A 13630-nucleotide genomic window follows, 5' to 3' on the forward strand; every position below is an offset into this window, starting at 1 on the left:
CATGACCGATCGCCCGCGCCTCACCGTGGCCGTGGTCATGCGGCGCGAAGCGGTGTCCGGCCCCCAGGCCCGCTGGCTGCCCTGGCGCTGGGTGCTGGCCGACGTGGTGGCACAGGCCGAACTGGGCCTGCCCGACGACGTGACCGAGGCCCAGCGCATCGAGGACACCCAGGCGCAGTCCGCCGAGGGCGCGCAGCACTGGGTGTTTCCCGGGCTGCCGCTGGAGTTGTTCCGCGACGACGCCGAAGGCCTGTTCCTCAACCTCTCCACCGAACGCCCGGCCGTCTGGGTGATGTGGCGCCCCGACGAAAGCGGCGCCCCAGAGGCTCTGCCGGCGCCGCAGATCGTCACCTTGAGCTACACCGACGCCGGGCGCTGGCTGGATGCGCAGGAGCGCGTCGACCAGGTGCCCGCGCCCGCGGCCATGGTGGAATGGCTGCGCGCGTTTGTTGCCGAGCACTACCAACCTGAGGCCAAACGCCGCAAGCGCCCCGAGAGCTTCCGACCGCTGACCGACCGCTTTGGCAACCCGGCCAGCATCAGCACCACCAAACAGCGCGGTGGTGGGGGTGGGCATGGCTGAAGATCAGGGCTTTCTGGGCCGCTGGTCGCGCCGCAAGGTGCTGGCCAAACATGGCGAGCCCCTGCCGGAGCCGCCGGTGGCCGCGGCGCTGCCTGCCGCCGCGCCTGTGGTGGTCGCCACACCCGCGCCGCCTCAACCGGTGGCCGCGCCCGAGCCGGCCCTGCCCACGCTGGAAGACGCGGCCCGGCTGACCCCGGCCTCTGACTTCAAGCCTTTCGTGGCCCGCGCGGTCGACCCGCAGGTGCGCAACGCCGCCATGAAGACCCTGTTCAGCGACCCCCATTTCAATGTGATGGACGGTCTGGACATCTACATCGATGACTATTCCAAGCCCGATCCGCTGCCGCTGGAGCTGGCCCGCAAGCTCACGAGCGCCCAGTTCATGAAGGTGTTCGATGCGCCCGAAGAGGCGCCTGTTGAACCGTCCACAGAAGCATCCCCAGAAGCGCTCCCCGCCGCGCCGATCCCGCCGACCGAGGTTGCGCCCGCGCGCCCGTCACCCCCAGAGCCCACCGCATGACCACGCTGATCTGCAACTGCAACCGAACCATGCCGCTGGACGTGCCCGCCCTGGGCCGTGCCCTGGGCGAGACACTGACCGAACACAGCACCCTGTGCCGGCGCGAGGCCCCGGCCTTCCAGCAGGCAGCCCGCAGTGGCGACGACCTGGTCATCGCCTGCACCCAGGAAAGCCGCCTGTTCGCCGAGCTGGCCGAACAGACCGAGGGCAGCCCCTCGCTGGACGTTCGCCCCATCCACTTCGTCAACATCCGCGAGACCGGCGGCTGGGGCCGCGAATCCCGGCAGGCCACGGCCAAGATGGCCGCGCTGCTGGCCGCCGCCCGCCTGCCCGAACCCGAGCCGGTCCCCACCGCCACGTACAAAAGCGCGGGCCGGGTGCTGGTGATCGGCCCGCTGGAGCGCGCGGAAAGCCTGGCCGCCCAGTTGACCGGCACCTTGCAGGTGAGCCTGTTCGCCACCGGCGGTGCCGGTATGCAGGAGCGCCGCTACCCGGTCGTCGCCGGGCGGTTGCAACGGGTGACGGGCTGGCTGGGCGCCTTCGATGTGTCCTGGGCCACCGACAACCCCATCGATCTGGACCTCTGCACCCGCTGCAACGCCTGTGTGGCCGCCTGCCCCGAAGGCGCGATTGGCCTGGACTACCAGATCGATCTCAATGCCTGCAAGTCGCACCGCGACTGCGTGAAGGTGTGCGAGGCCCCCGGCGCCATCCACTTTGGGCGCGACGCCACGGAGCACAGTGAGCGTTTCGATCTGGTGCTGGACCTGCGCGAGGCGCCGGCCTTCACCCAGCACGCGCCCCCCCAGGGCTATTTCCATCTGCCCGCCCAGACCGACCTGGGCGCCCAGCTGGCGGCGCTGCTCAAGCTGCGCGAGCTGGTGGGCGAGTTCGACAAGCCCAAGTTCTTCCAGTACAAGGCCAAGCTCTGCGCCCACGGCCGCAACGAGCAGTTGGGTTGCAACGCCTGTGTCGACATCTGCTCGGCGTCGGCCATCGAATCGCGGCTGGACAGCGACACCCAACGCAACCAGATCGAGGTCAACCCCTACCTGTGTGTGGGCTGTGGTGCCTGCACCACCGTCTGCCCCACGGGCGCGCTGAGCTACCACTACCCGTCGGCGCCCGACCAGGGCCGCCGCCTGCGCACCCTGGTGACGGCCTACGCCAAGGCCGGTGGCAAGAACGCGGCGGTGCTCATCCACAGCCAGGAAGCCGGAGCCGCCCTGGTCAACGACCTGGGCCGTGCCGCCGCGTTGGACAAGACCGTCAACGGCGTGCCCGCGCGCGTGCTGCCGCTGTCCGGCTGGCACACCGCCAGCCTGGGCCTGGAGGTCTGGCTGGCCGCCAAGTCCTGGGGCGCCAGCCAGGTGTGGGTGCTGGCCACCGGCGAAGAAGCGCCCGATTACCTGCGTGCCCTGGGCGAGCAGATGGCCCTCGGCAACACCCTGCTCAACGGCCTGGGCTACAGCGGTGAACACTTCCGACTGCTGCACGCCCGCGACGCGCGCGACCTGGCCACGCTCGACGCCGAGCTGCGCGCCGCCCCCGCGGCCACCGTGCCCGCGCCCGCCGCGTTCGCGGTGCAGGCCGACAAACGCGCCACCCTGGAGTTGGCGCTGGACCACCTGATGGCGCACGCGCCGCAACGCAGCGAAGTGCCCATTGCCCTGCCCGCCGCCGGTGCGCCGCTGGGCCAGGTGCTGGTGGACGCCGACAAGTGCACCTTGTGCCTGAGCTGTGTCAGCGCCTGCCCGGCCAGCGCCCTGTTGGACAACCCCGACCGCCCGCAGCTGCGCTTCACCGAGAAGAACTGCGTGCAGTGTGGCCTGTGTGTGAAGACCTGTCCCGAAGGCGCGCTGCAGCTGCAGGCGCGCCTGCTGCCCACCGAGGCCCGCAAGGCCCCGCGTGTGCTCAACGAGGCCCAACCCTACGGCTGCATCCGCTGCGGCAAGCCCTTCGGCACGCTCAAGGGCGTGGAGGCCATGCTGGGCCGCCTGGCCGGCCACAGCATGTTCCAGGGCGCGGCGCTGGAGCGCCTCAAGATGTGTGGCGACTGCCGCGTGATCGACCTGCACACGGCCACCAACGAATCCCGGATCACCGACCTGTGAGTCTCGCCATGAACGACCCCATTCCCCAGAGCAGCGCACTGGACGAGGAAACCGCCCGCGCCGAGGTCTATGGCCTGCTGGCCGCGCTCTTTTACGCGCCGCCCTCGGCCGAGCTGCTGGCCCAGCTCAAGGTGGCCGTGACCGAGGCCCCGGCCAGCGGCGCCTTTCTGGAGGAGAGCTGGCGCCAGCTCGTGGCCCGGGCGCGCGAGCTGCCGGCACAGGCCATCACCGACGAGTACGAGGCCCTGTTCGGTGGCCTGGGCAAGCCCGAGGTGCAACTGTTCGGCTCGCACCACCTGAGCGGCTTCCTGAACGAGAAGCCCCTGGCCGCACTGCGCGGCGATCTGGCCGCGCTGGGCCTGACGCGCGACGAAGCCATGCCCGAGACCGAGGACCACATCGCCTACCTCTGCGAGGTCATGCGTTTCCTGATTGCGGGCGACGATGTGGCGGTGTCCAATCTGACTCGCCAGCAGGCGTTTTTTGCGGCCCACCTGCAGCCCTGGGTGATGGCCTTGTGCGACACGCTCGAAACCCACCCCCAGGCGCGTTTTTATGCCGCGCTGGCGGTGTTCACGCGGGCCTTCATGAGCGTGGAGACCCAGGGTTTCGACATGATGGCTTGAGCCACGGAGGACACAATGGACGATTTTCACCACCGCTTCAGCGACCTGTTTGCCCAGTTGGGCCTGGCGTGCGATCCGCCCGGCATCGCCGCCTTCCTCGCCCGCCACTCACCCTTGCCCGATGGTGTGCTGCTGGCCGATGCGACGTTCTGGACGCCGGCGCAGGCCACGCTGCTGCGCGAGCAGATCCTGGTCGATGCCGACTGGGCCGAGGTGATCGACCAGCTCAACGGCGCGCTGCGCGCCTGAGGGGCCGTTGATCACGGCGGCGGTAGGCTGCCTGGGCGCCCGTCGTGGGTGGGGGCCTGCGCGGCGGCCGGCGCCACGGGTTCGGTCAGCAGGCGGATGCGGAATTCGGCGCCCCGGGCATCCGTGCGGTTGCCGGCTTCGAGCTTGCCACCATACCGTTCCACCAGGCCCAGGCTGATCCACAGTCCCAGGCCGTTGCCGTCGTTCTTGGTGGTGAAGAAGGGGCTGAACAGGCGTTCGCGCACGGCCTCGCTCAGGCCCGGGCCGCTGTCCAGCACGGTGATCACGGCGCCTTGCGGCTGGCCGCGTTCGTCCAGCCAGTCGCTGGTGCCCAGTTGCAGTTCGCCGCCCTCGGGCATGGCCTGGATGGCGTTGATCATGAGGTTGATCACCACCTGCTGCAGCTCCTGCGGATTGAAGCCCACGCGCTGGGTGGCGCCGAAGGCGCGCGACACCGTGATGCGGCGCTGGTGCAGCAGGTGCGCCACCAGCACCAGGCAGGCCTCGATGGTGCGCTGCGGGTCCAGCGCATCCACGTAGCCGGCGTATTCGGTGGGCCGGGCGTATTGCAGCAGCTGGGTGACGATGAGGCGCATGCGCTCCACCTGTTCGTCCAGCAGCTGGATTTCGGCGCGCACCGGCTCGGCATGTGGCCCCAGTGTTTCGCGCATCAGGTCCAGGTTGCCCTGCATCACCGCGATCGGGTTGTTGATCTCGTGCGCGATGCTGGCGGTGAGCTGGCCGATGGCCGCGAGTTTCTCGCTCTTGACCAACTGCTGCTGCGCCTGGCGCAGCGAGGCGTTGCTGGCCGCCAGTTCGCGGGTGCGCTCGGCCACCTTGTGGTCCAGTTCATCGGCCCAGTCCTGCAGGGCGCGGGTCTTGTCGTCTATGGTGTCCAGCAGCTCGTCGAGGTGGCCCGCCAGCGCCCCCAGTTCATCGCGCGCGGCCACCGCGCCCACGCGCGCGCCGGACTCGCCCGACTCCACCCGGCGCATGGTCTGGTTCATCTGCTCCACCGGTTTGAAGATGCTGCGCGCCCAGCGCACCGAGAACACGGCCGCTGCCGCCATCACCACCAGGAAGATCAGGCCCATCACGGCCACCATGCCATAGCGGACCCAGCGGAAGGGCTGTTCCAGGTAGCCCACGTACAACATGCCGATGCGCTGCTCGTCGGCGTCCAGCAGGGGCTGGTAGGCGCTCACGTACCAGTCGTTGACCACGAAGGCGCGGTCCAGCCAGGTCTGGCCCTGGCCCAGCACCGCGTCGCGCACCGCCTGCGACACCCGCGTGCCGACGGCGCGCTGGTCCTGGAACAGGCGCACGTTGGTGGTGATGCGCACGTCGTCCAGGAACAGCGTGGCCGTGCCCTGGCTGCCGAAGGGCAGCGAGCCCTCGGGGTAGACGATGCGGTTGATGTGGTCGATGAAGTCCAGGTTCTGGTTCAGCAGCAGGCCGCCGCTGAGCACGCCGAGCAGGTGGCCCTCGCCATCGCGCACCGGCAGGGTGGACAGGACGACCATGGCGCGGTCTTCCACGGTGCGCCTGGTGGGGCTGGCGTTGCGCGTGGGCACCAGCGGGATGCGCAGGCGTTCACCGAGGGCCGGCGCGATGGTGCGCAAGGTGTCGGCCGGCAGCAGCACCAGGCGGGCCTGTTCCGGCCGCAGCCGCCCGCTGGGCACCGTGGCGGCCAGGGCGGGGGGCAGTGTGGATGTGCCGCTGGGGTAGAAGCTCAGGAAGTCCAGCCGCAGCCGGTGGCGCTCCTGCGCCAGCAGCTCCTCGGGCGGCTGATGCCGCTGCAACGCACGCACCAGCGCGTGCGAGGCCGCCACGCCCAGCGTGCCCGATCCGACCTCGCCCAGCACCTGTTCGAAATAGCCCTGGGCCACCGCCAGGTCGGCCCGCACCTTGGTGATCAGCAGGCGGTCGTAGGCGATGTTGCTCCACAGCATCAGCGCCAGCACCAGCAGCGGAAACACCACCGCCAGCGGCAGCAGGGCCATGGCCAGCAGCTTGTGGCGGATGGACGCGGCCAGCCAGCGCCAGGAGTCCTGCCACTTCAGCACCTGAATGCCCCGAGCGAACGCCGCCGGGCCGGCTCTGCCGGACGGCTGGTGTTGCCCCCTTGAGGGGGGATGCGGCCACGCGAAGCGGGCAAGCGACGGGGGGGCGTCATGCGCCTTGCCACTCGGCGACGCGGCGCTCCAGCGTGCGGCGCGAGACGCCGAGCAGCTGCGCGGCTTTGGTTTTGTCGCCCTGCACCGACTCCAGCACGCTCAGGATGTGGCGCTTTTCCAGCGTCTGCAGGTCGGTCACCGGCGCGTCGGCGGCGGGGGCGCTGGGCAGCTGCGGGTAGAGCGCCGAGACGTTGAGCTGGCCCAGGATCAGCGAGCGTTCGATCAGGTTGCGCAGCTCGCGCACATTGCCCGGCCAGTCGTACTGCTGCAGGAAACGCAGCTCGTCCTCGCTGATGGCGATGGGCTCCAGGCCCAGCAGTGGGCAGAGCTCGCCCATGAAGTGGGCCACCAGGGTGGGGATGTCGTGTTTGTGCGCGCGCAGCGGTGGCAGGCTCAGGTCGACCACCTGCAGGCGGTAGTAGAGGTCGGCGCGGAAGCGGCCGGCGGCCACCTCGTCGGCCAGGCGGCGGTTGGTGGCGGCGACGATGCGCACGTCCACCGGCACCAGCTGCTGGCTGCCCACCGGGCGGATGCGCAGGTCCTCGATGGCGCGCAGCAGCGTGGCCTGGATGGACAGCGGCAGCTCGGCCACCTCGTCGAAGAACAACGTGCCGCCCTGGGCGTAATAGAACAGGCCATCGCGCGAGCGGGTGGCGCCGGTGAAGGCGCCCTTGGCGTGGCCGAACAGCTCGCTCTCGATCAGCTCGGGCGAGACGGCGGCGCAGTTGAGCGGGACAAAAGGGCCGCTGGCCCGTGGGCTGCGGGCGTGCAGTTCGCGGGCCACGCGCTCCTTGCCGGTGCCCGATTCGCCTTGCAGCAGGACCGTGCTGTTGACGAGCGCCAGGCGGTCGATGGCGTCGCGCAGGTGGCGCATGTCGGTGGACTCGCCCACCAGCGACGAGGGCCCGCTGCGGGGCGCCAGCTTGTCGCGCTTGAGCACGAAATTCTCGCGCAGCAGCCGGGCGCGCTCGTGGCTGTGTTTGACCGCGTTGAGGATTTGCGGCACGCGGAAGGGCTTGAGGATGAAGTCCGAGGCGCCAGCGCGCAGCGCCTCGATGGCGGTGTCCAGGTCGGCAAAGGCGGTGATCAGGATGACCTCGCCCGAGAAGCCTTGTTCGCGCAATTCCTTGAGCCAGGCGACCCCGTTTTTGCCAGGCAGCGAGATGTCCAGCACGATCAGGTCGAAGTGTTGTTCGCGCAGCAGGTCGGCGCCTTCTTCTGCGCTGCCAGCGCTCATCACGAAGTGGCAGCGCGGCACCAGGGTCTTGACCAGGAAGTTGCGCATGCCCTGCTCGTCGTCCACGATCAGGATGGACCAGTTGGGCCAGCCTTCGGGTGATTTGTCGACGCCGAGGGGGTTGGGAGGGGTTGCCACGGCGCTGGATTCTACGGATGTATCCGTGTGAAACACTCGGCTATTGGTGAAATCCCCACAGTCTGGCGGGCGCCCTCCTTGGCCGGGGTTGCGACAAATTGTCGCGGCAGCAGCGACAAGCTGGCGCGGCGGTTCGCTGAACATGCGAACCGCCCAGCGCCCTCCAGCGGCCCGTGCGGTGAAAGGGTGGCTGCCCAGCGTGGAGGTTCAAGGTCGCGATGGTCTGGCCCGGGTTTTGCTTTTGGGGCGACGCGCCAACACGACCGGCTCGCCGCGACAGTGGCCGGTGTGCCGCGCGGGCGGGTACCGGGTATGAACCCTTGTGCACAGTGGGCTCGGCCGGACTAAAGTCGTGGGTGTTATGAACAAAAGCCACACGTGTTGTCGCGCGTGGTGGTTCGCGCTCACCCAGGAGACACGCATGCGAAAACCCGACCCGGTCCAACCCCGTTCGCTCAACCGCCGCTCCCTGTTCGCCGGTGCCGGCACGCTGGGTGCCGTGGCCGCAACGGCCACCCTGTTGCCCGCCATCCCCGAGCCCGAGGCGCAGGCCGCGCCCGCCTTGCCCAAGCCCGAACGCGGCGGCGGCTACAGCTTGACCGAACACGTCAAGCAGTACTACAAGACCACCCGCGTCTGACGGTGCGGGCAAGGAGAACAAGACCATGTTGCTGACCAAAAAATCTTCCGGCGGCGCGGGCGCATACCCGAGCGCCTTCGTGCACAGCCTGCGCCGTGGCCTGCAGCACGCCCTGCCCACGGTGGACCGCCGCGCTTTCCTGCGCCGCTCCGGCCTGGGCCTGGGCGTGGGCCTGGCCGCCACCCAGCTGTCCCTGGTGAAGAAGGCCCAGGCGGCCACCGGTGGCTCCATCGACGGCACCGGCAAGATCGAGGTGAAACGCACCGTCTGTACCCACTGCTCGGTCGGCTGCGCCACCGACGCGGTGGTGGAAAACGGTGTCTGGGTGCGCCAGGAGGCGGTGTTCGATTCGCCCATCAACCTGGGCGCCCACTGCGCGAAGGGCGCCGCGTTGCGCGAACACGGCCACGGTGAATACCGCCTGCGCCATCCCATGAAGCTGGTCAACGGCAAGTACCAGCGCATCAGCTGGGACCAGGCCCTGGACGAGATCACCGCGCGCATGAAGGAACTGCGCGACGCCAGCGGCGCCGACTCGGTCTACTTCGTCGGTTCCTCCAAGCACAACAACGAACAGGCCTACCTGCTGCGCAAGTTCGTCAGCTTCTGGGGGAGCAACAACTGCGACCACCAGGCGCGCATCTGCCACAGCACCACGGTGGCCGGTGTGGCCAACACCTGGGGCTACGGTGCGATGACCAACTCGTACAACGACATGCAGAACAGCAAGGTCGCGCTGTACATCGGCTCCAACGCCGCCGAGGCGCACCCGGTCTCCATGCTGCACATGCTGCACGCCAAGGAAACCGGCTGCAAGATGATCGTGGTCGACCCGCGCTTCACCCGCACCGCGGCCAAGGCCGACGAGTACGTGCGCATCCGCTCCGGCACCGACATCCCCTTCCTCTTCGGCCTGCTGTACCACATCTTCAAGAACGGCTGGGAAGACAAGCAGTACATCAACGACCGTGTCTACGGCATGGACGCGGTCAAGGCCGATGTGCTGGCCAAGTGGTCGCCCGACAAGGTGGAAGAGGCCTGCGGCGTCAAGGAAGACCAGATGTTCAAGGTCGCCAAGATGCTGCACGACAACAACCCGGGCACCATCGTCTGGTGCATGGGACAGACCCAGCACACCATCGGCAACGCCATGGTGCGCGCCTCGTGCATCCTGCAGCTGGCCCTGGGCAACGTGGGCAAGAGCGGCGGCGGCACCAACATCTTCCGCGGCCACGACAACGTGCAGGGCGCCACCGACGTGGGCCCCAACCCCGACTCGCTGCCCGGCTACTACGGCCTGGCCGAAGGCTCGTGGAAACATTTCGCCGCCACCTGGGGCGTGGACTTCGACTGGATCAAGGGCCGCTACACCGAAGGCAACATGACCAAGCCGGGCCTCACGGTCTCGCGCTGGATCGACGGTGTGTTGGAGAACAACGAGGCCATCGACCAGAACAGCAACCTGCGCGGCGTGTTCTTCTGGGGCCACGCGCCCAACTCCCAGACGCGCGGTCTGGAGATGAAGCGGGCCATGGACAAGCTGGACCTGCTGGTGGTGGTCGATCCCTACCCCTCGGCCACGGCCGCCATGGCGGCCATGCCGGGCAAGCCCGAGGACCTCAACCCCAAGCGCGCGGTCTACCTGCTGCCGGCGGCCACGCAGTTCGAGACCAGCGGCTCGTGCACCGCGTCCAACCGGTCGCTGCAGTGGCGCGAGAAGGTCATCGAGCCGCTGTGGGAAAGCCGCACCGACCACATGATCATGTACCAGTTCGCGCAGAAGCTGGGCTTCGACAAGGAGCTGGTCAAGAACTACAAGATGCAGAAGGTCAAGGGCATGGACGAGCCCGTGCCCGAAGACATCCTGCGCGAGATCAACAAGTGCGTCTGGACCATCGGCTACACCGGCCAGAGCCCGGAGCGTCTCAAGGCCCACATGCGCAACATGCAGGCCTTCGACGTCAAGACGCTCAAATGCAAGGGCACCGTGGTCGACAAGGAAACCGGCTACGACATGACCGGCGACTACTTCGGCCTGCCCTGGCCCTGCTACGGCACGCCCGAACTCAAGCACCCGGGCACGGCCAACCTGTACGACACTTCCCGGCATGTGATGGACGGCGGCGGCAACTTCCGCGCCAACTTCGGCGTCGAGCGCGAAGGCGTCAGCCTGCTGGCCGCCGACGGTTCGTATTCCAAGGGCGCCGACATCACCACCGGCTACCCGGAGCTGGACCACGTGCTGCTCAAGAAACTCGGCTGGTGGGACGAACTCACCGAGGCGGAGCAGAAGGCCGCCGAAGGCAAGAACTGGAAGACCGATCCCTCGGGCGGCCAGATCCGGGTGTTCATGAAGAACCACGGCTGCCATCCGTTTGGCAACGCCAAGGCACGTGCCGTCGTGTGGAACTTCCCCGATGCCATCCCGCAGCACCGCGAGCCCATCTATGGCACCCGCCCCGATCTGGTGGCCAAGTACCCCAGCCACGACGACCAGAAGAACCGCTGGCGTCTGCCCATCCTCTACAAGTCGCTGCAGGCGAAGAACGTGGAGAACAAGCTCTACGAGAAATTCCCGCTCATCATGACCTCGGGCCGCCTGGTCGAGTACGAGGGCGGTGGCGAGGAAACCCGCTCCAATCCCTGGCTGGCCGAACTGCAGCAGGAGATGTTCGTTGAACTGAACCCGGCCGCCGCCGTCGCACGGGGCATCCGCAACGGCGAACGCGTGTGGGTCAGCACGCCCACCGGCGCACGCCTGAACGTGCAGGCCCTGGTGACCGAACGTGTGGGCCCAGACACCGTGTTCCTGCCCTTCCACTTCTCGGGCCGCTGGCAGGGCCAGGACATGAAGGCCTACTACCCCGACGGCGCCATGCCGGTGGTGCGTGGTGAGGCCATCAACACCGCCACCACCTACGGTTACGACATCGTGACGATGATGCAAGAAACCAAGACGACGATCTGCAACGTTGAAAAAGCGTAAGCGCAAGGAGACACAGACATGGCACGAATGAAATTCATCTGTGACGCCGAGCGCTGCATCGAATGCAACGGCTGCGTCACCGCCTGCAAGAACGAACACGAGGTGCCCTGGGGCGTGAACCGCCGTCGCGTGGTCACGCTCAACGACGGTGTGCCCGGTGAGAAGTCCATCTCGGTGGCCTGCATGCACTGTTCCGACGCGCCCTGCATGGCGGTCTGCCCGGTGAACTGCTTCTACCGCACCGACGAAGGTGTGGTGCTGCACGACAAGGACGTCTGCATCGGCTGCGGCTACTGCTCCTACGCCTGCCCGTTCGGCGCGCCGCAGTTCCCGTCGCAAGGCACCTTCGGTGTGCGCGGCAAGATGGACAAGTGCACCTTCTGCGCCGGTGGCCCCGAGGAACATGGCAGCCAGAGCGAGTTCGAGAAATACGGTCGCAACCGCCTGGCCGAAGGCAAGCTGCCCGCCTGTGCCGAGATGTGCTCGACCAAGGCCTTGCTGGCCGGCGACGGCGATGTGGTGGCCGACATCTTCCGCACCCGCGTGCTGCAGCGTGGCAAGGGCGCCGAGGTCTGGGGCTGGGGCACGGCCTACGGCAGCAAGCCAGGCGCACAGACCAACGGAGCCAAGTCATGAGCGCGCGCCACATCACCCTGGCCATGGGTTTGGCCACGTTGCTGGCCCTGGGCGCCTGTGGCGAGAAGCCGCAAGGCATGGGCGGCGTCAAGAGTGACCAGCCGCCGTATGCGGGCGTGGGCAACAGCCAGTACGCCAACAAGGGCTGGAAGGCCGGCGACAAGAGCAGCTGGGAACAGCAGCTCAAGTCCCGGAGCCAGTACGGCCAGAACGACTACAGCCGCACCGCCAACTGAAGGAGCGCCGCATGAACCGGACAAGCAGATGGTTGGGCTGGCTGGCCGCGCTGACCCTGGGCTTGGCCTCGGCCGGTGCCTGGGCCCAGCAGGCCGCGCCGGCCGTGGCAGGCGTGCAGAGCGCCAACATCTTCCAGGTGGCCCCCGATGCGGCGACCGACCCGAACTACGCCCAGCAGACCAACGGGGAACGCGCCAAGGTGCAACCCGGCAACAACGCGCCCATGTGGCGCGCCGTGGGGCAGGGCAGCACCGGTGTGACCAATTTTCCCTATGCGGAGTACGGCACGCTGATCCAGCCCTTTGTGCAGTACCCCGGCTCGCGCCTGACCAATGCCGGTGAAGCCTGGCGCCAGGTGCGCAACCACTGGCTCATCCCCTATGGCGGCTCGCTGCTGCTGATCGTGGCGCTGGCCATCGGCTTGTTCTACTGGCGCAAGGGCACGTTGCAGCTGCACGGCGCCGAGACCGGCCGCCAGATCGAGCGTTTCACCGCCTTCGAGCGGGCGGCGCACTGGACCAACGCCATCGCCTTCGTGTGCCTGGCGGTGTCCGGCATCGTCATGGCCTTCGGCAAGTTCTTCCTGTTGCCCGTCATCGGCACCCACCTGTTCGGCTGGCTGACCTACGCACTGAAGAACCTGCACAACTTCACCGGGCCGCTGTTCGCGGTGTCCCTGGTGGTGGTCATCCTGACCTTCGTGCGCGACAACCTGCCTTCCAAGGACGACATCACCTGGCTGCTCAAGGGTGGTGGCCTGTTCGGCGGCGAAGAGGTGCCCTCGTACCGCTTCAACGCGGGCGAGAAGGTCTTGTTCTGGGGCGGTGTGTTCCTGTTCGGCCTGATCGTCGTGGCTTCGGGTCTGGTGCTGGACAAGCTGGTGCCTGGCTTCGACTACCTGCGCGCCAACATGCAGATCGCCCACATGGTCCACGCCGCCGCCGCGGTGGTGATGATGGCCATGTTCATGGGCCACATCTACATGGGCACCGTGGGCATGAGCGGCGCCTACCAGGCCATGAAGACCGGCTACGTGGACGAGACCTGGGCCAAGGAACACCATCAACTCTGGTACGACGACATTCAGGCCGGCAAGATCCCGGCGCAGCGCAGCGCCCAGGCGTCCGGCGCGACAGCCCAGCCGGTCAAGGCCTGAGCGCCAGGCCAGCGCGTTATACGGAGACACACATGAAAAACATTCTGATGCTGGGCCTGCTCGCGGTGTCCTTGGGGGCCCTGGCCAAGCTGCCTGCACCGGCGCCCCTGAACGACGAAGCCAAGGCCAAGGCCGAAGAGGCCAAGGCCCGCGCGGCCCATGCCACCAAGGTGGACAACTACAAGCTCTGCAAGTCCATGGACGTGGCGGTGGCACACTACGTCAAGACGGCGGGCGCCAAGGCCACCAAACCGTCCGACAAGGCCCCGGCCTGTGTGGACCCCGGCCCCGTCGGGGGCGCGCCCCCCGGGGGCCCCGCCCCCCCCGCCCA

General features: G+C 68.1%; 13 protein-coding genes. 11 read left to right on the plus strand and 2 right to left on the minus strand.

What is annotated here, in order from left to right; translation table 11 throughout:
• Nucleotide 1 precedes the first annotated feature (1 nt).
• From AAHB17_RS18260 to AAHB17_RS18280, 5 genes are read left to right on the plus strand one after another with little or no spacing between them, the layout of a single operon-like run.
• A complete protein-coding gene (locus tag AAHB17_RS18260; RefSeq protein WP_342132178.1) occupies nt 2-583 on the plus strand; it encodes a DUF3305 domain-containing protein in 582 nt (193 codons plus the stop codon).
• Nucleotides 576-1103: a DUF3306 domain-containing protein gene (locus AAHB17_RS18265; protein WP_342132179.1), complete on the plus strand. Its 528-nt coding sequence runs from the start codon at nt 576-578 to the stop codon at nt 1101-1103. The genes AAHB17_RS18260 and AAHB17_RS18265 overlap by 8 nt, the downstream gene beginning before the upstream one ends.
• Nucleotides 1100-3217 (plus strand): 4Fe-4S dicluster domain-containing protein, encoded by a 2118-nt coding sequence (locus AAHB17_RS18270; RefSeq protein ID WP_342132181.1) that lies wholly within the window; start codon nt 1100-1102, stop codon nt 3215-3217. Before AAHB17_RS18265 ends, AAHB17_RS18270 begins: the two co-directional genes overlap by 4 nt.
• A gap of 8 nt (nt 3218-3225) precedes the next feature.
• Complete coding sequence (locus AAHB17_RS18275) at nt 3226-3843, plus strand: TorD/DmsD family molecular chaperone (protein WP_342132182.1); 618 nt, start codon at nt 3226-3228, stop codon at nt 3841-3843.
• A gap of 15 nt (nt 3844-3858) precedes the next feature.
• The gene (locus AAHB17_RS18280; protein ID WP_342132183.1) at nt 3859-4092 is read left to right on the plus strand and encodes a DUF2789 domain-containing protein; all 234 of its coding nucleotides are present in this window, start codon (nt 3859-3861) and stop codon (nt 4090-4092) included.
• 11 nt (nt 4093-4103) lie between these two features.
• On the opposite strand, the gene AAHB17_RS18285 is transcribed toward AAHB17_RS18280, so the two are convergent.
• Both AAHB17_RS18285 and AAHB17_RS18290 read right to left on the minus strand, forming a co-directional pair.
• Nucleotides 4104-6158, minus strand: coding sequence for a sensor histidine kinase (locus AAHB17_RS18285; protein WP_342132184.1), 2055 nt, complete (start codon nt 6156-6158; stop codon nt 4104-4106).
• 106 nt (nt 6159-6264) lie between these two features.
• A complete protein-coding gene (locus AAHB17_RS18290; RefSeq protein ID WP_342132186.1) occupies nt 6265-7644 on the minus strand; it encodes a sigma-54-dependent transcriptional regulator in 1380 nt (459 codons plus the stop codon).
• A 421-nt stretch (nt 7645-8065) separates the two neighbouring features.
• On the opposite strand from AAHB17_RS18290, the gene AAHB17_RS18295 reads away from it, so the two are divergent.
• From AAHB17_RS18295 to AAHB17_RS18320, 6 genes are all read left to right on the plus strand, one after another.
• Nucleotides 8066-8284: a formate dehydrogenase gene (locus AAHB17_RS18295; protein WP_342132187.1), complete on the plus strand. Its 219-nt coding sequence runs from the start codon at nt 8066-8068 to the stop codon at nt 8282-8284.
• Nucleotides 8285-8309: 25 nt separating this feature from the next.
• Complete coding sequence (locus tag AAHB17_RS18300; RefSeq protein WP_342132188.1) at nt 8310-11270, plus strand: formate dehydrogenase subunit alpha; 2961 nt, start codon at nt 8310-8312, stop codon at nt 11268-11270.
• 18 nt (nt 11271-11288) lie between these two features.
• Nucleotides 11289-11906, plus strand: a complete 618-nt coding sequence (gene fdh3B / locus AAHB17_RS18305; protein WP_342132191.1) for a formate dehydrogenase FDH3 subunit beta — start codon at nt 11289-11291, stop codon at nt 11904-11906.
• Nucleotides 11903-12142 (plus strand): hypothetical protein, encoded by a 240-nt coding sequence (locus AAHB17_RS18310; protein WP_342132192.1) that lies wholly within the window; start codon nt 11903-11905, stop codon nt 12140-12142. The genes fdh3B and AAHB17_RS18310 overlap by 4 nt, the downstream gene beginning before the upstream one ends.
• Nucleotides 12143-12153: 11 nt before the next feature.
• Complete coding sequence (locus tag AAHB17_RS18315; RefSeq protein ID WP_342132193.1) at nt 12154-13299, plus strand: formate dehydrogenase subunit gamma; 1146 nt, start codon at nt 12154-12156, stop codon at nt 13297-13299.
• A gap of 32 nt (nt 13300-13331) precedes the next feature.
• On the plus strand, nt 13332-13630 hold a 299-nt coding region (locus tag AAHB17_RS18320; RefSeq protein ID WP_342132194.1), incomplete at its 3' end, for a hypothetical protein.

The sequence above is a fragment of the Hydrogenophaga sp. OTU3427 genome (assembly GCF_038440225.1).
Classification (GTDB): domain Bacteria; phylum Pseudomonadota; class Gammaproteobacteria; order Burkholderiales; family Burkholderiaceae_C; genus Hydrogenophaga.

Coding starts and splice junctions, on each gene's coding strand:
- AAHB17_RS18260 (WP_342132178.1), top strand. CDS start 2: ATGACCGATCGCCCGCGCCTCACCGTGGCCGTGGTCATGCGGCGCGAA.
- AAHB17_RS18265 (WP_342132179.1), top strand. CDS start 576: ATGGCTGAAGATCAGGGCTTTCTGGGCCGCTGGTCGCGCCGCAAGGTG.
- AAHB17_RS18270 (WP_342132181.1), top strand. CDS start 1,100: ATGACCACGCTGATCTGCAACTGCAACCGAACCATGCCGCTGGACGTG.
- AAHB17_RS18275 (WP_342132182.1), top strand. CDS start 3,226: ATGAACGACCCCATTCCCCAGAGCAGCGCACTGGACGAGGAAACCGCC.
- AAHB17_RS18280 (WP_342132183.1), top strand. CDS start 3,859: ATGGACGATTTTCACCACCGCTTCAGCGACCTGTTTGCCCAGTTGGGC.
- AAHB17_RS18295 (WP_342132187.1), top strand. CDS start 8,066: ATGCGAAAACCCGACCCGGTCCAACCCCGTTCGCTCAACCGCCGCTCC.
- AAHB17_RS18300 (WP_342132188.1), top strand. CDS start 8,310: ATGTTGCTGACCAAAAAATCTTCCGGCGGCGCGGGCGCATACCCGAGC.
- fdh3B (WP_342132191.1), top strand. CDS start 11,289: ATGGCACGAATGAAATTCATCTGTGACGCCGAGCGCTGCATCGAATGC.
- AAHB17_RS18310 (WP_342132192.1), top strand. CDS start 11,903: ATGAGCGCGCGCCACATCACCCTGGCCATGGGTTTGGCCACGTTGCTG.
- AAHB17_RS18315 (WP_342132193.1), top strand. CDS start 12,154: ATGAACCGGACAAGCAGATGGTTGGGCTGGCTGGCCGCGCTGACCCTG.